Origin of the sequence: Delftia sp. K82, assembly GCF_002193035.1 — a bacterium.
GTDB lineage: Bacteria > Pseudomonadota > Gammaproteobacteria > Burkholderiales > Burkholderiaceae_C > Comamonas > Comamonas acidovorans.
The window spans coordinates 2,486,484-2,502,285 of the sequence record NZ_MYFL01000001.1 but is presented as its reverse complement, the minus strand read 5'-3'; the positions used below and the strand labels follow the sequence as shown (position 1 = coordinate 2,502,285).

Below are 15,802 nucleotides of genomic sequence, written 5' to 3'. Positions count from 1 at the left end.
CCATGAGCGCTCCTCCCTCCAAAACCCCACCGCGCTTTGTTCCCACGCTCACCGATGTCGTTGCGGTGGATGCGGTGCAGGCACCGGTTCAGGCGGTCGAACCCCCGGCACCCCTGGCACCCCCCGTGTCCGAACTGCCGCTGACGGACGAAGCGACGCCCTGGGCCAGCGAAGGCATGCTGGCGCCTCGGCGTGGCGTGGTCACCCTGCCTGCGTCCCTGCCGCCGCTGCCGCAGGACCTGGAGCCCCAGCGGCCCATGGTCACCGAGCAGGATGCACCTGAGGAAATCCCGACACCTGCAATGCAGCCTGTGCTCTCGGACTATCAGCCGCCCAGCGCCCCGTCCGTGGAAATGCAATTGGCCCAGGAAAGCCGTCTGGCCGAAATGGCTGATGTGACTGATGCGGCAGGTGCGGCAGGTGCGGCAGGTGCGGCAGGTGCGGCAGATGTGGCTTCAGCGGGCGACGCGGCACCGGTCGGGGAAGTGGTCCCTGCCGACCTGGTGGTCCCGGTGGTGCAGGCTGTCGTGGCAGAGGCGGCTGCCGCGCCGACGCCGGCTTCCCCCGCCATGCCGGCCGCCCCCACCATGGAGTCCATCTGGGACAGTCATGCGCAGCAGGTCACCGAGGAATATCTGGTCCATCGCCTCATGCAGCGTGTGGACCTGGTGCTGGACCAGCGCCTGCGCGACGCCATTGCCACCGTGGTTCAGCAGCAGACACGGTCCATCGTCGTGCGTCTGCGCGAGGAGGTGGAATCCGTCGTGCGCCAGGCTGTCTATGAGGCGGTGGCCGATGAACTGGCCTTTCGCGCCACGGCCGCACGTGGCGACTCCGGCCAGGGCGGCCGTTGAGTGCAGGGCAAGGGCGGGTGGCGCAAGCCCCCGCCTGATCCGGTCGTCAGCCTGCGCGGGCCGGGCCTGAGAACACCTCGGGATTGAGGATGTTGCTGGGCTGCCCCGCAACGAAGTTCACCACATTGTCGAAGGCAGCGCGAAAGTACAGCTCGTAGCTGTCCTGCTCCACGTAGCCGATGTGCGGCGTGCAGATGCAGTTCTCCAGCCGCAGCAGCGCATGGCCCTGGAGAATGGGCTCGCTCTCGAACACGTCCACGGCCGCCAGGCCCGGCCGGCCTCGGTTGAGCGCACCCAGCAGGGCATCGGCCTCCACCAGCTCCGCGCGCGAGGTGTTCACGAACAGGGCGGTAGGCTTCATGCGTGCCAGATCCTGCGCCGTGACGATGCCGCGTGTGGCCTCATGCAGTCGCAGATGCATGGACAGCACGTCGGATTCGGTAAAGAAAGCCTCGCGCGATTCCGCCGCCGTAAAGCCATCGGCCTGCGCCTTCTGGCGCGAGCTTTCGCTGCCCCAGACCAGAACCTGCATGCCGAAGGCATGGCCGTAGTGCGCGACCAGCCGTCCAATGCGGCCGTAGCCCCAGATGCCCAGCGTGCGCCCGTGCAACACGCTGCCCAGTCCGAAATTCGCAGGCATGGACGCAGCCTTGAAGCCCGATTGCTGCCAGGCGCCGTGCTTGAGGTTGGCGATGTACTGCGGCAGCCGCCGCGTGGCCGCCATGATCAGCGACCAGGTCAGCTCTGCCGGTGCAATGGGCGAGCCCACGCCCTCGGCAATCGCAACGCCTTGGTCGGTACAGGCCTGCACATCGATATGAGCGCCGGCCTTGCCGGTCTGCGCAATCAGCTTCAGGCGCGGAAGCTTTTCCAGCAGCTGCCGGCTGATCTGCGTGCGCTCGCGGGTCAGCACGATGATGTCCGCATCGCGCAACCGCACCGACAGCTGGCCAACGCCCTTGACGGTATTGGTGAAGACCTTGGCGTTGAAGGGCTCCAGCAGACGAGCACAGTCCAGCTTTCGCACGGCGTCCTGGTAGTCGTCAAGAATGATGATGTTCATTGCCTGTGAATCCGTCATAAGCCTTTGATTTATCTCTGGTTTGCCGCGCAAGATGTTGTCGGCAGACACTTTAATCTGTCGTTGCGCTCTGTCTTCGGCATCGTCGGCACTTGCCTGAGCTGGGCTGCTTGAAGGTTCTACGACGCTCGCGCAGCCAAGGCCCTGAAGCCCGGCGAACACATTGTCGTTCAAGCTTGTCCCAACCTGAGGCTGGAGGCTTCGGTCAGTACCAAATCTTGGACCTGTCGTTACAGAAGCCTCGCAGATGCAAAGGCTCAAGCCGGCGAAGTGCGGCCGTTGGCCCACCATGCCAGCCGCACAGGCTGCTTCTGAATGGCAAGCTGCATCTTGCTCCGCTCGCCCCGTGGCTTATCCAACGAACGCAGGCAGGCAGGCCAAGGTCGGCTCCGCGCAACCGTATCAGTGGCTTACACACTGGAACGTCTTGGCGACGACGATGTCGAGAAGGCTTGGTGGATGGCCGCCTGTTGTGAAGTCGGTGAAGACCGGTTGGCGGCGGTCTGAAGAGGCTGTGTGGCATTGGGAGAATGCCTGAACATGTTCCCCCGCTGCTGAGTGGCGCGAGAGGAGTCATGATTGCGCTCGATATCTGGCAGTTCCGTGCCTGGTTCTCATTGAGAAACTGGTTGCTGAATGGAGTGGGGTACTCCCGGTGTCACAATCACCTTCGGCGGCTCCTGCATCAGGGGCGTATTTGAGCCGCATGCAGCATTGACACCCGTGATCGCGGCATTGGTCCGCATCCGTTTTTCGTCTTGGGAAATGGTGCGAATGCTGGAGACGAATTCCAGCTCCTTGCGCGCCTGCTTGCACTGAAGGGACGCGCCGAGCTGCTCGGGCGCAGGAGCAGTTGTCTGGCGGGCTTGCTGCTCGATGATACGCTGCTGGCTCTCGATCTGGCGCTGCTGCATTTCGTTCAGCTGGCGCTGATACTTTTGTTCATTCGCCTGTGCTGCATCAGCCCGCTCACGGGAGATCTCATCGTCCGATTTTTTGCGCTGTATCAGAGCTCCAGTGTCATTGCTGCTGCAAGGACTGTCTGAGAAAGTCGACTTTCCAGAAGCATCCTTGCATTGAAAGACCTGGGCTGCGGCAGGCAATGCGAAAAGTGCTGTAAAGATTGCTGTGGTCAAGAGTCGCATATGCATATCGATGAATTGATGGGCCTGATCGGATCCGAATTACAGACGAAGAATAGTCCTTTGACCCGCATGCCCGGCAACTTTCGTCTTGGTTTGAATGGCCCGCTTCACTCTGCGTCCCGCAGGGCAGCGCGGCGGGCTGCTTCAGCGGTCTCCTGAGCCTCCTTCTCGGCTTGCCTGAAACGTTCTTGTGCTGTGGTCGGTGTGCCGTCATGGCCGCCTGCGGCGCGCTCACCGATGTGAATGTTGGAAAGCCTTGCTGTGCCGTACAGCAAGGCCGCTGCAATGATCAGGAGCACGATGAATTTCATTGTTGCATTGTGCCGCTGGTCATTTGGAGGGTACGGCCAGCGTCTGCAACGCAATCTCACACCTCTGCCGCTTGCCAGGTCCAGAGTAAACTCGCCCCCGCAGCCAGCACTCGCTGCACGATGGGAATGGAGCTTCCCGAAACCGCCCTGCGAAGGGCTGATGGCTCCTGCCTTGGTGGGATGGGTCCTGCCGGTGGCGGGGCCATGTCTTGATCTTGCCCGGCACGCCCGTCCCGGTTATTCGATGAAAGGACGGTCATGGGGTTCTACGGTTTCATTCTGGTGTTCGTTGGAGGCGGCCTGGGGTCTGCGCTCCGGCATGGCGCGAACTTGCTCGCACTGCGGCTGGTGGGCGGTGCGTATCCACTGGGTACGTTGGCGATCAATGTGCTGGGTGCCTTCGTGATGGGGGTGGTGGTGGAGTGGTTTGCGCTCAAGACATCGCTGCCGCAGAGTGCGCGGCTGTTCATCACCACTGGCATTCTGGGTGGCTTCACCACGTTTTCGACGTACGCGCTGGAGGTCGGCATGCTGTATGAGCGTGGCGACTGGCTGGCCTCCGTGCTGTATGCGCTGGGCTCGCTGGTGCTGGGCGTGGCTGCGCTGTTTGCAGGGTTGGGGCTGGTGCGCATGGTGGCCCATTGAGACACCGTGATTGCGCTATGCTGTGCGCCATGGCCCGCCGGAACGCAACGCAGATTATTCGCACCATCCATTGGATGGTGGGTTAGCCAGCGGCCTTCAGCGCCATGCAACCCGCCCAGAGGAGGCGGGTTTTTCATTCTGTCTCCGGGGTTTTCTCAAGCCTTTCAGGAGATGGATATGCAGGTTTCCGAACAGTCCCGGCCCCGTTGCGCAGAATATGCCGATGACCCTGCCGCCAACGCGCGGCTTGCCACGCTGCACATGGTCTGCTGCAAGATCGGCTCGGGCAAGTCAACGCTGGCACGGCAATTGGCGGCCGGGCCCGGAACGGTGTTGGTCAGCGAGGATTCCTGGCTGGCCGGCCTGTACCCCGGCGAGATGCAGTCGGTGGCCGATTACGTGCGTTGCAGCACGCGGCTCAAGGGGTTGATGGGGGCGCATGTACAGGCGCTGCTGGACGCTGGCGTGTCGGTGGTGCTGGATTTTCCGGCCAATACCCTGGAGGGGCGGGGCTGGGCGCGCAGCGTGTTCGAGAAAGTGGGCGCCTCGCACCGCCTGCATTTTCTGGATGTGCCTGACGAGGTCTGCAAGCAGCGCTTGCGTGTGCGCAATGCGGCAGGCGAGCATCCGTTTCAGGCCAGCGATGAGCAATTCGACCTGATCACGAGCTACTTTGTCGCGCCCTCCGACGAGGAGGGCTTCGACGTGGTGCATCACCCGTATGCGCCGCTCTGAAGTGCTGGTTTGGACGAGAGACTTCGCCACGGCCTCATCCCATCATCTCAGCTTGATCGCGCTTGCACCTCCACCCAATAGCGGGTGCGGGTGCGCAGTTGCAGAGGAAAGCGGCTGACGAGCGCGGCCAGGGCGCGATCCGTGTCATCCACGGGAAAGGCGCCCGAGACAAGCATCCCGGCGACCTCGGCCGAGCAGCCCAGGTAGCCGGGCCGGTAGCGGGCAAGGGCGTCAATCAGCTGGCCCAACGGCATGTCCAGTGCGACCAGGCCGCCTTCATGCCAGCTGGCTGCAAAGGGGTCTGCGGACGTGGGCGGCTGGGTGGCGCTGGACGAGAAGGCGGCCTGCTGTCCGGCCTGCAATTGCGCGGAGGGTGCATCGCTGTCCAGAGGCTGCAGGCGCACGGCCTTTTCCTGCACGGTGACATGGCACAGGCCATCGTCCGCGAGATGAACCGTGAAGCGCGTGCCCAGGGCCAGTACGTGGCCTTGCGGGGTCTGCACGCTGAAGGGGCGGCCCAGCGCGTCGGGCTCGGTGGCGACGAGGATGCGGCCACGGTGCAGGCGCAGCAGGCGCTGGCGGTCGTCAAAAACGGTGTCCAAGGCGGTTGCCGTATCCAGGGCCACCAGGGAGCCGTCGGGTAGCTTTAGATCCCGGCGCTCGCCCGTGGCTGTGCGCTGCCCGGCCTGCCAGCTTTCCAGTGGTGCGCCTTTCCAGGCCATCCAGGCCATGGCGCCGCTGCCCAGGCCCAGAGCCACGCCGCGCACCACGGAGCGGCGGGTGGGCGAGGTGCGACGGCCCAGCGCCTGGCGCGCCAGTGGTGCGGGCAGATGCGACAGTTGCGCGGTGACGGATTGCACGCGCAGCCAGGCGCGCTGGTGGGCGGGATCGGCCTCATGCCATTTCTGCCAGTCCTGTTGCAGGCCTGCTGTGGCAGAGGCGCCGCGCAGTTTCACGTGCCAGGCGGCGGCCTCATGCAAGGCGCGGCGGTCGTTGCCTTCCAGATGTCTCTCGCCCATGTGGCTATGCCAGGACCAGGCAGCAATGCTCCATCGCCCGGGTCAGGTAGTTGCTGACGGTGCGCAGCGATACACCCAGGCGCTGGGCGATCTCTGGGTAGCTCAGTTCCTCGAACTGGGCCAGCACGAAGGCTTCGCGAACCTTGGGAGGAAGGCTTTGGAGCATGCGGTCCACATCCAGCAGGGTCTGCTGGACGATGGCCTGCTCTTCGGGCGAAGGCGCCAGTGATTGTGGCAACTGGGCCAGATAGTCCAGATAGGACTGCTCCAGCGTGCGGCGGCGAAACAGGTCGGCGACCAGGCCCCGGGCGATGGTGGCCAAGTAGCGCCTGGGTTCGCGGATGTCCTGCTGCGGCAGGGGCGAGCGCAGCAGGCGCACAAAGGTGTCCTGGGCCAGGTCGGCGGCATCGTCACGGTTTCCCAGGCGTTTGCGCAACAGGCTTTCCAGCCAGGGATGGTGATTCTGGTAGAGGCTGTGCACGGAGAAGGCTGGGGCGGAGGAGGCGGGCGCAGTGGCAATCGCTGCTGCAAAAGATAATAAGAATGCTTATCAATTATCTTTCAGGCCTGCGCCCCTCCCGCAAAGAGGGCGTCCACTTGTTGCATGTGCGCTACAGGGTAGTGGTGGCCGCCAGCCTGCAGCAGCTTTGCGCAGGCCGATTCCTCGTGCGGCACGCGGTCCGCGCCGCCCAGGTTTGTGTCGTGCAAGGTGTGTCGCACACCTTGCATCGGGCCTCAGTTGGCTGCCGGTCCGCCATGCGCCTCCATGCGCTCCAGCGCAGCGCAGACATCGGCCATGCGCCCGGAGATGAACAGGCATTCCGGCTGCTCCTGCGGCGACCGCTGGATGATGCGCAGGCCTGAAGGCTGCTCAGGTGCGGATTGCAGGGCGGGCTGCGTCGGCAGCAAGGGCAGGATCAGCTGGGCATCTCCATGGTCTGCAGCGCGTGCGGCCTTGCCGCGGCGCTGCTGGCTGCGCCGGCGTGCCTTGCTGAAAGAGATCACGTTGGCGGACTCGGGTGCTGCAGCAGGTAATGGCTGGCACGCAGGGGCTTGTGCAAGTGGCATGGCCGACTCCATGGCGGTCGCAGTCAGGCGGATGCCATGTGCCAGGCGCAGGAAGGAAAAAGAAGACAGTGTTGGCAGAGCGAATCCCATGTGACGACTCCTGTTGGCGTGTTTCAAAGAGGCATGGACACAGGCAGGATTGCGGTTTGCGGGCAAAGCTCCGCCCAGGGCGAAGCTCCAAGGCTTCGCGCCTACCACCTGGGCGGTGCGTGAAATGGGGTGAGGCGGCCTGAGAAGGGCCGCCAGTCCGGCTTACATGGACATGCTGTTGCGGATCAGCCCCACGGCCAGGCCTTCAATGGCAAAGGCCTCTTCGGGGGCGACGCGAATCACCGGGTAATCGGGGTTTTCCGGCAGAAGTTCCACGCCCTGCGTGGTGCGGCGCAGGCGCTTGACGGTGACTTCATCACCCAGGCGCGCCACGACGATCTGGCCGTTGCGGGCTTCGTGTGCGGACTGCACGGCCAGCAGGTCGCCGTCCATGATGCCCGCGTCGCGCATGGACATGCCACGCACGCGCAGCAGATAGTCGGGGCGCGTCTGGAACAGGCTGGGCTCGACGGAATAGGTTTGGTCGATATGTTCCTGGGCGAGAATGGGCGAGCCCGCCGCAACGCGGCCCACCAGGGGCAGCATCAGCGGTGCCAGGGCCGACAGCGGCAGTCCGAAGCTGGTGCCGCGCGCGGCATTGATGTTGCGCACGGTGTCGGTACGCAGGCGAATGCCGCGCGAGGTGCCGCTGACCAGTTCGATCACACCTTTGCGGGCCAGGGCCTGCAGGTGTTCCTCGGCAGCGTTGGCGGACTTGAAGCCCAGCGTGTTGGCGATTTCCGCGCGTGTGGGAGGCGCGCCCGTGCGGGAGATGGCGGCCTGGATCAGGTCCAGGATCTGTTGCTGGCGGGCGGTGAGCTTGGGATGGTCGAGCATGGCGTGCGTCCGGTCCTTGAGGGCAGATGGCAGGCTGGGAGGCCATCTGATGATTTATACAGTATCTGTATTTTTAACCAGTTTTCCAAGAGGTGCAAGTGGGGCAGTCAAAGTTGGTGATTCTGGGCACGGGCGGGACCATCGCCGGCCGGGCGGATTCGCAGTCGCAGGGCGTGGGGTACAAGGCCGGGCAGATCACGGTGCAGTCGCTGCTGGAGGCCGTGCCGGACCTGGAGCAGCAGGCGCTGGGACCCGTGCAGACGCAGCAGATCGCGCAGGTGGACAGCAAGGATATGGACTGGCCCGTGTGGCGCGCGTTGCTGCGCGCCTGCACGCAGGCGCTGGAGGATGCGGACACACGCGCCGTGGTGATCACGCATGGAACGGACACGCTGGAAGAGACGGCCTGGCTGCTGCACAGCCTGCTGCCGGCCACCAAGCCCATTGTGCTGACCTGCGCCATGCGCCCGGCCACGGCCCTGTTGGCCGACGGGCCGCAGAATCTGCGCGATGCCGTGAGCCTGGCTGCCAGCGGCGGGCGCAGCGGCGTATGGGTGGTGGCAGGCGGCGAGGTGCATGCGGCAGACCAGGTGCAGAAGGTCCATCCCTACCGGCTGCAGGCAATGCGCTCCGTGGAAGGCGGGCCGCAGGCGTTGGTGGAGGAAGGGCGTGTGCGCTGGCTGGTGCCCGATGCGCCGTCCGCGCGGACCATGGTGCCTGCGGCCATGTCATCTGATCTGCTGGCGCTGGATGAGCTGCCCTGGGTCGAGGTGGTGTTCAGTGGCGCCTTGGCGCGTGCCAGCGGCGTGAATGCGCTGGTGGCGGCAGGCGTGCGTGGCATCGTCGTGGCTGGCACGGGCAATGCGACGGTTCACGAAGGCATGGAAGCGGCCTTGCAGCGTGCCCGTGACAAGGGCGTCTGGATCTGGCGGGGCACGCGCTGTGCCGAAGGCCTGCCCGTGGCCTCCGGCCTTGGGACCAACCCGGCAGAGGCCGATCTGGCGCAGCTGCCCGTGGCAAAGGCCCGGATTGCGATGATGCTGGCGCTAGCAGCGCAGCCGCGCGATTGAGCCGGGCGGCGACACCGGCATTTCTTCAGTTGCTGGCGGTCAACAAAAAAGCACCCTGCGGGTGCTTTTTTCGTTGTGGCACATGGCCTGCATCACTCAGCCAGTGCAGCCAATGCGCGTTGGGTGATGTCCTCGACCGAGCCCAGGCCGCTGATGGCGCGGTACTTGGGCGCCGCTGCGGCTTCCTTTTCGGCCCATGCGCGGTAGTAGTCCACCAGGGGGCGGGTCTGGCTGCTGTAGACGTCCAGGCGCTTCTTGACGGTTTCTTCCTTGTCGTCTTCGCGCTGCACCAGCGGCTCGCCGGTCACGTCGTCCTGGCCTTCGATCTTGGGCGGATTGAACTTGACGTGGTAGGTGCGGCCCGAGGCGGGGTGGGAACGGCGGCCGCTCATGCGCTCGATGATGGCGTCGAAGGGCACATCGATCTCCAGCACGTAGTCCAGCTTTACGCCAGCGGCCTTCATGGCGTCTGCCTGGGGAATGGTGCGGGGAAATCCATCAAACAGGAAGCCGTTGGCGCAATCGGCCTGGGCGATGCGTTCCTTGACCAGATTGATGATCAGGTCGTCGCTGACCAGTTGGCCGGCGTCCATCACGGCCTTGGCCTGCTGGCCCAGGGGCGTTCCGGCCTTGACGGCGGCACGCAGCATGTCACCGGTGGAAATCTGGGGGATGCCGTACTTCTGGCAGATGAAAGCGGCTTGCGTGCCTTTGCCGGCGCCGGGTGCGCCCAACAAAATCAGTTTCATGGAAGTCCTTGAGGAGAGTAGAAATTCTTGTCTGCCGGATCGGCCCACCGGGGCGGACAGTCCATGCGTCATATTTTTGTCGCGGGCAAGGATAGCACGCACAGGGCTAACACTGGCTTACACGCAGAGGGCAAAACTGTCGCCTGTGCAATCTCCAAAAACTGCGTTTTGCTGTCCGACAAAACCGCATGTGCAGTTGTGTTGTGAATGGCGATGCCGGGCATCGCCATTGGCGCATCTGTATTGGCGTATGCGGGATCGGATTCAGGCGGACAACCGGGCGCGCACCCGCTCCAGGTCTTCGGGGGTGTCCACGCCGGGGCCAGGTGCATGGGGCGTCAGGTGGACGGCGATGCGGTGGCCGTGCCACAGCGCACGCAACTGTTCCAGCGCCTCCAGCACCTCGGTAGGGGCGGGAGAAAGCTGCGGGAAGCTGCGCAGGAAACCGGCACGGTAGCTGTAAATGCCGATGTGGCGCAGTGGCGCGAAGCCGGGGTGGCCCGGTGCTGCCGCTGCAGATGCCGTCTCCCACCATGCCTGGCCTGCATGTTCACGCGCAAAGGGGATGGGTGCGCGGCTGAAATAGTGGGCCATGCCCTGGGCATCGCAGACGACCTTGACCACGTTCGGGTTGGTGAAGTCGGCCAGGCTGTCGATGGCATGTGCCGCCGTGCCCATGCTGGCCGAGGGCCGCAGCGGCAGCAGGGCAGCCACGGCATCGATGAGGTCGGGAGCGATCAACGGTTCGTCGCCCTGGACGTTGACGACGATGTCGTCGCCATCCAGGCCCAGCAGTTCGCAGGCCTCGGCCAGGCGGTCGCTGCCGCTGGCGTGGTCGCTGCGGGTGAGCACGGCCGCAACGCCGTGCGCGGCGCAGGCGGCGACGATGCTTTCGTCATCGGCCGCGACCACGCAGCGCGTGGCGCCGCTGAGGCCGGCACGCTGTGCCACGCGCACGACCATGGGAAGGCCTGCAATGTCTGCGAGGGGCTTGCCTGGCAGGCGGCTGGAGGCAAGGCGGGCAGGAATCAGAACCGTGAAGGGCGCGGTGGGCATGGTGCGTTGCGGAGAAGGTCGAAAGTGCGGGCGCGGGCGTTGTCGGAAATCGGGCCTTGCGGCGCGATCAGTCCTCGAGCTCGTCGTCGTCCAGCGTGCGGGCTTCGGCCTCCAGCAGCACCGGAATGCCGTCGCGCACGGGGTAGGCCAGGCGCGCGCTGCGCGAGACCAGTTCCTGGTGCTCGCGGTCAAAGCGCAGCGGGCCCTTGGTGACGGGGCAGACCAGCAGTTCGAGAAGTTTGGCGTCCATGGCGGATCCTGTGTTTTGGAGGGGGAGGGCGGGCCGTGGCGGCCAGCCAAGACGGTGATGATAGTCAGGCGCGTGGCCTGCGCAGCGCCTGCAGCCGCTGATCCAGCAGCGCCCAGAAATCTGGCGGCAGCTGCAATTGCAGCGCAACGGACCAGGCCTGGGGATGGGTTCGCCACAGCTTGACGGCATCCTTTTCGGTGCAGACCAACGGGTCTTCATTGCGTCCCAGGCGCTGGAAGCTCTCAAAATTATAGTGATCCGGCAGCGCCTGGGCGTGCTCCAGCGCCAGGCCCTGTTCACTGGCCAACATGGAGAAAAAGCCCTCGGGCCGGGCCACGGCGGCCACGGCCTCCACGGGCCGTCCGCGCAGGGCCGCCAGGGGAATGCGCTCACCGTGCGCATTGACGCCTTCAGCGGCCAGTTGGCGATGCATGGCAAAGGCGGGCGCATCCGTTGGCGGGCAGGCGCCCGCGTGCAGCACGGCGGTGACGGGGCGCGGCCAGGGTTCGCGAAGCGGGCCTGCCGGCAGCAGCCAGCCATTGCCGATGCCGTCGTCATTGAAGACGCACAGCTCAATGTCGCGGGCCAGGGCCAGGTGCTGCAGGCCGTCGTCGCTGATGACCACATCCACCTGCGGATGGCGGGCGCGCAGGGCCTGGACGGCCTCGATGCGCTTGCGGGCCACGAAGACCGGCACGCCGCTGGCACGCGCCAGCAGCGCGGGCTCGTCGCCCACATCGGCGGGGGCGCTGTCAGGATGGGCTTCGCGGCAGTCGTCCGTGCTGCGGCCATAGCCGCGCGAGACGATGCCAGGGTTCCAGCCGCCATCCTGCAGATGGCGGGCCAGGGCGAGCGTGACGGGGGTCTTTCCGGCGCCGCCCGCAATCACGTTGCCGACGACGATGACCGGAATGCCGGCCTGGCCTGCACGCCTGAAACCCAGTGCATAGGGCAGCCGATGCAGGCCCAGCAGGGCACGGTACAGCAGGGACAGGGGAAGGAGCGCGCAGGCCAGCGGGCCGCGGTGGCGCCAGGCCGCGCGAAGCCCTCGGGCTGCGGGGGTGGGGCCATTCCCGGGCATGGAGGCCTTGCCCTCAGCGCCCGGCGCTGGCCGACGTCTGCGTGGCAAAGGTGATCTGGGACAGTCCGGCGCGGCGCGAGGCCTCCATCACCGACACCACGGACTGGTGCGGCGCGGTGGCGTCGGCGCTGATGATGACCACGCTGTCCTTGCCGGCAACCGCCGCTGCGGCCAGTGCCTGGGTCAGGCCGGTGACGCTGCGGTCTTCCACGGCGGTCTTGTTGATGGCGTAGCGGCCGTCGGCAGCGATGGCGACGATGATTTCGCGGGGCCGGTCGCGCTGCTGCTCGACATCGGCCACGGGAAGGGTCAGCTGCAGCTCGGTGAACTTGCTGTAGGTGGTGGACAGCATCAGAAAGATCAGCACCACCAGCAGCACATCGATGAACGGGATCAGGTTGATCTCGGGCTCGTCACGGCGGCGGGGACGGAAGTTCATGGCAGGTCTCTCGCGTGCGGGTTCTGCGGGTTCACTTGCCGCCGACGCGCACCAGGTGGCGCACGAACTGCTCGGAGGCCAGCTCCATGCCCAGCAGGTAGCCATCGACGCGGGCGCGGAAGTAGCGCCAGAAGATCAGCGCCGGAATGGCGACGATCAGGCCGAAGGCCGTGTTGTACAGGGCGATGGAGATGCCGGCCGCCAGCTGCGCCGGGTTGCCGCCGCCGGTGGCCGATGCGCCGCCTTGCGAGCCGAAGATCTCGATCATGCCGATCACCGTGCCCAGCAGGCCCAGCAAAGGCGCGGCAGAAGCGATGGTGGCCAGCGCGCTCAGGTGCTTTTCCAGCGTGTGGGCAGCGGCGCGGCCGGCGCCTTCCATGGAGGCGCGAAGCTCTTCTTCGCTGCTGTCCGGATGGGCTTGCAGGGCGCGCAGTCCGCTTGCCAGGACTTCGCCCAGCGTGGAGTTCTGGGACAGCTGCTGCACGACTTCCTGGCTGGGCAGGCCGCGCGAGGACACGGAAATCGCCTCGCCCAGTAGGGCGGGCGGCGCCACGCGGGCCGTTTTCAGCGCCACGAAACGTTCAAAGACCAGGGCCAGAGCCAGGATGGAGCAGGCAATCAGTGGCCAGATCGGCCAGCCTGCGGCTTGTATGATCGACAGCAAGTTGTTTTCCCCCCGCGTTTAACTGCAGCCGACGATTATGGCCCAGCCATATGGCCGGTCCAGGCGTCTCGTGTCCGCGATCGCCTGAAAACTGTGACCCGGCGCAGCATCCAGGCAACGGGCGGCTCCCCATATTCGGGATTTTGGATGGTCGCTATAGCACAGATTTCTGTGGATAACTTTGTTATCAAGCGGGTTGCGCAAACGCCGCTGCGGCGGCGAATGGACACTGTGACAAATGTGAATTCTTTGTTGCAGCAAAAAAATCTTTATGAATCAATTGCTTGCGAGGTGTTTTTGAGAGTGCTTCTGCAAATTGCCGCCAAAGTGCCTGCTCGGGTCTGCATCCGCCTGCCTGTGGAGAATGTTGCACTGCATGCAGACCGGGAGGCCGCATGAGCGGTGCATTCGGCGCAATGAACCCAGCAGCGGCGCCGCTGGTCTGGGAAGTCGGCGCGCTGTGCCGCGCCGTGGGCGACGCCTTGCAGGCACGCTTCAATCCGGTGGCGGTGCGCGGGGAGATCAGCGGCTTTTCCCGCGCGGCCAGCGGCCATTGCTACTTCAGCATCAAGGACGCGGGCGGGCAGATCCGCTGCGCCATGTTCCGGCGTGCGGCCCAGCTCATGGATTTTTCGCCGCGCGACGGCGAACTGGTCGAGTTGCGGGGCCGGCTGGGCGTCTACGAGCAGCGTGGCGACCTGCAACTGGTCGTCGAGAGCATGCAGCGTGCGGGCCAGGGCGCCCTGTTCGAGCAGTTCCTGCGGCTGAAGGCGCAGCTGGAGGCCGAAGGCCTTTTCGACGCAGCCCGAAAGCGCAGCCTGCCGCCGCTGCCGCGCGGCATTGGCGTGGTGACTTCGCCCGGGGCTGCTGCGCTGCACGACGTGATCACGGCGCTGCGCCGCCGCGTGCCCCATATCCCCGTGGTGCTGGTGCCTGCCCTGGTGCAGGGCGCGCAGGCGCCGGCCTCCCTGATCGATGCGCTGCAAAGGCTTTATGGCCTGGCGCGGGAAGGCGCGGGCTCGGTTGATGGCTCGGTGGCCGGCGCGCCGCCCATCGACACCATCTTGCTGGTGCGCGGGGGCGGCTCCATTGAAGACCTTTGGGCCTTCAATGACGAGCGCCTGGCCCGCACCATCGTGCAAAGCCCTGTGCCCCTGATCTGCGGCGTGGGGCACGAGACCGACTTCACCATTGCCGACTTCTGCGCCGACCTGCGCGCGCCCACGCCCACGGCGGCGGCCGAACTGGTGAGCCAACCGCGCGAGGTCTGGATGGGTGCGCTGCAGCTCATGCAGGGCCGCCTGGAGGATTCCGTGCAGCGGCTGCTGGACCGCCAGCAGCAGCGCCTTGACCTGGCAGCGCAGCGCCTGGGCCGGCCCAGCGAGCAACTGGCCCGCAGCCGGCTGCAGCTCAGCCGCCAGGCCCAGCGACTGCGCCATGCCATGCAGTTGCGGTTGCAGCGCATGGACCATGCGGGGCAGGGCCTGCAGGCGCAGTTGCCTGCCGGCATGCGTCGCGGCCTGGACCGGCGCGCGGATCACCTGGCGCGCATGGAGCTTCGCCTGCAACTGCTGGACCCGCGCCTGGTGCTGCAGCGCGGCTATGCCCTGCTGACCGATGCCGAGGGCCATCCCGTGACCGAGGCGCGCAGCGCGCCACCGGGCACGGCCTTGCAGGCACAACTGGCCGACGGCAGCCTGGACCTGGTGGTGACGCAGCCGCGCCTGCTCTGAACTGCGGCGCCCTGGGTGCAGCGTTCGGCGTGCAGGGAGTGGCGGGCGGCAGGCGGTATCCGTGTAGGCCGATTGGCCGGATCAAGGTCAATTCACATCCACCCCCGCAGCAGCGGGCCAAGATGGGCCATTTGGCGCGCGCTTTCGCCGCAGGGTCACGAAGTTGTTCCTACAATGCCCGTTCGGGTGCGTGAGGGCCAGGGCTCGCAGCAATGCGTGCAGTGCAGGCCCCGCGCGACGGTCACGGCAGGCGCTGCAGGCGCTCTGCGCAACAGGTGCTGGCCCGTCCTAAAAGATTTCAACCACGAAGGAAACACCATGGAACATACCTTGCCCCCTCTGCCCTATGCGATTGACGCGCTGGCACCCCACTACAGCCAGGAAACGCTGGAGTACCACCATGGCAAGCACCACAACGCCTATGTGGTGAACCTGAATAACCTGCAAAAGGGCACCGAATTCGAAAACATGACCCTGGAAGAGATCGTCAAGAAGTCTTCCGGCGGCATCTACAACAACGCAGCCCAGATCTGGAACCACACCTTCTTCTGGAACTGCATGGCCCCCAACGGTGGCGGTGAGCCCACCGGCGCACTGGCTGACGCCATCAACAAGAAGTGGGGCAGCTACGCCGCCTTCAAGGAAGCCTTCGTGAAGTCGGCCGTGGGCAACTTCGGCTCTGGCTGGACCTGGCTGGTCAAGAAGGCCGACGGTTCGGTGGACATCGTCAACACCGGCGCTGCAGGCACGCCCCTGACCACGGAAGACAAGGCCCTGCTGACCGTGGACGTCTGGGAACACGCCTACTACATCGACTACCGCAACCTGCGTCCCAAGTTCGTCGAGACCTTCCTCGGCCAACTGGTGAACTGGAAGTTTGCCGAGCAGAACTTCGCCTGATCGAAGCGCAGGTACGCCGTGTGCACGCCATGTGCATGCAATGCAAAAAGCCCCGAACGGGGCTTTTTGCTTTTT

General features: G+C 65.5%; 21 protein-coding genes and 1 riboswitch. Of the genes, 7 read left to right on the top strand and 14 right to left on the bottom strand.

Annotation, left to right across the window (positions count from 1 at the left end; genetic code table 11):
* Positions 1–2 precede the first annotated feature (2 nt).
* On the top strand, positions 3–854 hold the full coding sequence (locus tag KDK82_RS11055; protein ID WP_088164889.1) for a hypothetical protein: 852 nt from the start codon (positions 3–5) through the stop codon (positions 852–854).
* Between the two features lie 46 nt (positions 855–900).
* On the opposite strand, the gene KDK82_RS11050 is transcribed toward KDK82_RS11055, so the two are convergent.
* The 3 genes from KDK82_RS11050 to KDK82_RS11035 all read right to left on the bottom strand — a co-directional run bounded on the left by KDK82_RS11050 (position 901) and on the right by KDK82_RS11035 (position 3,391).
* Positions 901–1,917: a D-2-hydroxyacid dehydrogenase family protein gene (locus KDK82_RS11050; RefSeq protein ID WP_034393098.1), complete on the bottom strand. Its 1,017-nt coding sequence runs from the start codon at positions 1,915–1,917 to the stop codon at positions 901–903.
* A gap of 632 nt (positions 1,918–2,549) precedes the next feature.
* A complete protein-coding gene (locus tag KDK82_RS11040; protein WP_088165493.1) occupies positions 2,550–3,080 on the bottom strand; it encodes a DUF4124 domain-containing protein in 531 nt (176 codons plus the stop codon).
* 107 nt (positions 3,081–3,187) lie between these two features.
* Positions 3,188–3,391, bottom strand: a complete 204-nt coding sequence (locus tag KDK82_RS11035) for a hypothetical protein (protein ID WP_071955643.1) — start codon at positions 3,389–3,391, stop codon at positions 3,188–3,190.
* A 113-nt stretch (positions 3,392–3,504) separates the two neighbouring features.
* Positions 3,505–3,568, top strand: a riboswitch (Fluoride riboswitch).
* Between the two features lie 81 nt (positions 3,569–3,649).
* Here KDK82_RS11035 and crcB point away from each other — a divergent pair.
* Positions 3,650–4,036 (top strand): fluoride efflux transporter CrcB, encoded by a 387-nt coding sequence (gene crcB / locus KDK82_RS11030; RefSeq protein ID WP_088164888.1) that lies wholly within the window; start codon positions 3,650–3,652, stop codon positions 4,034–4,036.
* Positions 4,037–4,213: 177 nt separating this feature from the next.
* Positions 4,214–4,771: an ATP-binding protein gene (locus KDK82_RS11025; protein WP_088165492.1), complete on the top strand. Its 558-nt coding sequence runs from the start codon at positions 4,214–4,216 to the stop codon at positions 4,769–4,771.
* Between the two features lie 47 nt (positions 4,772–4,818).
* Here the strand turns inward: KDK82_RS11025 and KDK82_RS11020 are convergent, their stop codons facing one another.
* The 5 genes from KDK82_RS11020 to lexA all read right to left on the bottom strand — a co-directional run bounded on the left by KDK82_RS11020 (position 4,819) and on the right by lexA (position 7,785).
* Positions 4,819–5,790: a FecR domain-containing protein gene (locus tag KDK82_RS11020; RefSeq protein ID WP_088164887.1), complete on the bottom strand. Its 972-nt coding sequence runs from the start codon at positions 5,788–5,790 to the stop codon at positions 4,819–4,821.
* A 4-nt stretch (positions 5,791–5,794) separates the two neighbouring features.
* Positions 5,795–6,271 carry a sigma-70 family RNA polymerase sigma factor gene (locus KDK82_RS11015; RefSeq protein ID WP_088164886.1) on the bottom strand — a complete coding sequence of 159 codons (477 nt, stop codon included), beginning with the start codon at positions 6,269–6,271 and terminating at the stop codon, positions 5,795–5,797.
* An 80-nt stretch (positions 6,272–6,351) separates the two neighbouring features.
* Positions 6,352–6,498: a hypothetical protein gene (locus KDK82_RS32745; protein ID WP_179217886.1), complete on the bottom strand. Its 147-nt coding sequence runs from the start codon at positions 6,496–6,498 to the stop codon at positions 6,352–6,354.
* A 27-nt stretch (positions 6,499–6,525) separates the two neighbouring features.
* Complete coding sequence (locus tag KDK82_RS11010; RefSeq protein WP_088164885.1) at positions 6,526–6,948, bottom strand: hypothetical protein; 423 nt, start codon at positions 6,946–6,948, stop codon at positions 6,526–6,528.
* Between the two features lie 162 nt (positions 6,949–7,110).
* A complete protein-coding gene (gene lexA / locus KDK82_RS11005) occupies positions 7,111–7,785 on the bottom strand; it encodes a transcriptional repressor LexA (RefSeq protein ID WP_012205399.1) in 675 nt (224 codons plus the stop codon).
* 98 nt (positions 7,786–7,883) lie between these two features.
* Between lexA and KDK82_RS11000 the strand changes: the two genes are divergently transcribed.
* On the top strand, positions 7,884–8,855 hold the full coding sequence (locus KDK82_RS11000) for an asparaginase (RefSeq protein WP_088164884.1): 972 nt from the start codon (positions 7,884–7,886) through the stop codon (positions 8,853–8,855).
* A 92-nt stretch (positions 8,856–8,947) separates the two neighbouring features.
* On the opposite strand, the gene adk is transcribed toward KDK82_RS11000, so the two are convergent.
* From adk to KDK82_RS10970, 6 genes are all read right to left on the bottom strand, one after another.
* The gene (adk, locus tag KDK82_RS10995; RefSeq protein ID WP_088164883.1) at positions 8,948–9,604 is read right to left on the bottom strand and encodes an adenylate kinase; all 657 of its coding nucleotides are present in this window, start codon (positions 9,602–9,604) and stop codon (positions 8,948–8,950) included.
* Positions 9,605–9,868: 264 nt separating this feature from the next.
* Positions 9,869–10,660, bottom strand: coding sequence for a 3-deoxy-manno-octulosonate cytidylyltransferase (gene kdsB / locus KDK82_RS10990; RefSeq protein ID WP_088164882.1), 792 nt, complete (start codon positions 10,658–10,660; stop codon positions 9,869–9,871).
* Positions 10,661–10,727: 67 nt separating this feature from the next.
* Positions 10,728–10,910 carry a Trm112 family protein gene (locus KDK82_RS10985; RefSeq protein WP_012205403.1) on the bottom strand — a complete coding sequence of 61 codons (183 nt, stop codon included), beginning with the start codon at positions 10,908–10,910 and terminating at the stop codon, positions 10,728–10,730.
* A 64-nt stretch (positions 10,911–10,974) separates the two neighbouring features.
* The gene (gene lpxK, locus KDK82_RS10980; RefSeq protein WP_088164881.1) at positions 10,975–11,991 is read right to left on the bottom strand and encodes a tetraacyldisaccharide 4'-kinase; all 1,017 of its coding nucleotides are present in this window, start codon (positions 11,989–11,991) and stop codon (positions 10,975–10,977) included.
* A 13-nt stretch (positions 11,992–12,004) separates the two neighbouring features.
* Positions 12,005–12,430, bottom strand: coding sequence for a biopolymer transporter ExbD (locus KDK82_RS10975; protein ID WP_012205405.1), 426 nt, complete (start codon positions 12,428–12,430; stop codon positions 12,005–12,007).
* Positions 12,431–12,461: 31 nt separating this feature from the next.
* Positions 12,462–13,094, bottom strand: coding sequence for a MotA/TolQ/ExbB proton channel family protein (locus KDK82_RS10970; protein ID WP_012205406.1), 633 nt, complete (start codon positions 13,092–13,094; stop codon positions 12,462–12,464).
* A 147-nt stretch (positions 13,095–13,241) separates the two neighbouring features.
* On the opposite strand from KDK82_RS10970, the gene KDK82_RS32005 reads away from it, so the two are divergent.
* From KDK82_RS32005 to KDK82_RS10960, 3 genes are all read left to right on the top strand, one after another.
* Entirely contained in the window at positions 13,242–13,493 is a 252-nt protein-coding gene (locus KDK82_RS32005) for a hypothetical protein (RefSeq protein WP_139093503.1), read from the top strand.
* Positions 13,490–14,827, top strand: coding sequence for an exodeoxyribonuclease VII large subunit (xseA, locus tag KDK82_RS10965; protein ID WP_088164880.1), 1,338 nt, complete (start codon positions 13,490–13,492; stop codon positions 14,825–14,827). The genes KDK82_RS32005 and xseA overlap by 4 nt, the downstream gene beginning before the upstream one ends.
* Before the next feature lie 318 nt (positions 14,828–15,145).
* Positions 15,146–15,727, top strand: a complete 582-nt coding sequence (locus KDK82_RS10960; RefSeq protein ID WP_012205408.1) for a Fe-Mn family superoxide dismutase — start codon at positions 15,146–15,148, stop codon at positions 15,725–15,727.
* The last annotated feature ends 75 nt before the right edge of the window (positions 15,728–15,802 follow it).

Coding starts and splice junctions, on each gene's coding strand:
- KDK82_RS11055 (WP_088164889.1), top strand. CDS start 3: ATGAGCGCTCCTCCCTCCAAAACCCCACCGCGCTTTGTTCCCACGCTC.
- KDK82_RS11050 (WP_034393098.1), bottom strand. CDS start 1,917: ATGAACATCATCATTCTTGACGACTACCAGGACGCCGTGCGAAAGCTG.
- KDK82_RS11040 (WP_088165493.1), bottom strand. CDS start 3,080: ATGCGACTCTTGACCACAGCAATCTTTACAGCACTTTTCGCATTGCCT.
- KDK82_RS11035 (WP_071955643.1), bottom strand. CDS start 3,391: ATGAAATTCATCGTGCTCCTGATCATTGCAGCGGCCTTGCTGTACGGC.
- crcB (WP_088164888.1), top strand. CDS start 3,650: ATGGGGTTCTACGGTTTCATTCTGGTGTTCGTTGGAGGCGGCCTGGGG.
- KDK82_RS11025 (WP_088165492.1), top strand. CDS start 4,214: ATGCAGGTTTCCGAACAGTCCCGGCCCCGTTGCGCAGAATATGCCGAT.
- KDK82_RS11020 (WP_088164887.1), bottom strand. CDS start 5,790: ATGGGCGAGAGACATCTGGAAGGCAACGACCGCCGCGCCTTGCATGAG.
- KDK82_RS11010 (WP_088164885.1), bottom strand. CDS start 6,948: ATGGGATTCGCTCTGCCAACACTGTCTTCTTTTTCCTTCCTGCGCCTG.
- lexA (WP_012205399.1), bottom strand. CDS start 7,785: ATGCTCGACCATCCCAAGCTCACCGCCCGCCAGCAACAGATCCTGGAC.
- adk (WP_088164883.1), bottom strand. CDS start 9,604: ATGAAACTGATTTTGTTGGGCGCACCCGGCGCCGGCAAAGGCACGCAA.
- kdsB (WP_088164882.1), bottom strand. CDS start 10,660: ATGCCCACCGCGCCCTTCACGGTTCTGATTCCTGCCCGCCTTGCCTCC.
- KDK82_RS10985 (WP_012205403.1), bottom strand. CDS start 10,910: ATGGACGCCAAACTTCTCGAACTGCTGGTCTGCCCCGTCACCAAGGGC.
- lpxK (WP_088164881.1), bottom strand. CDS start 11,991: ATGCCCGGGAATGGCCCCACCCCCGCAGCCCGAGGGCTTCGCGCGGCC.
- KDK82_RS10975 (WP_012205405.1), bottom strand. CDS start 12,430: ATGAACTTCCGTCCCCGCCGCCGTGACGAGCCCGAGATCAACCTGATC.
- KDK82_RS32005 (WP_139093503.1), top strand. CDS start 13,242: ATGGTCGCTATAGCACAGATTTCTGTGGATAACTTTGTTATCAAGCGG.
- xseA (WP_088164880.1), top strand. CDS start 13,490: ATGAGCGGTGCATTCGGCGCAATGAACCCAGCAGCGGCGCCGCTGGTC.
- KDK82_RS10960 (WP_012205408.1), top strand. CDS start 15,146: ATGGAACATACCTTGCCCCCTCTGCCCTATGCGATTGACGCGCTGGCA.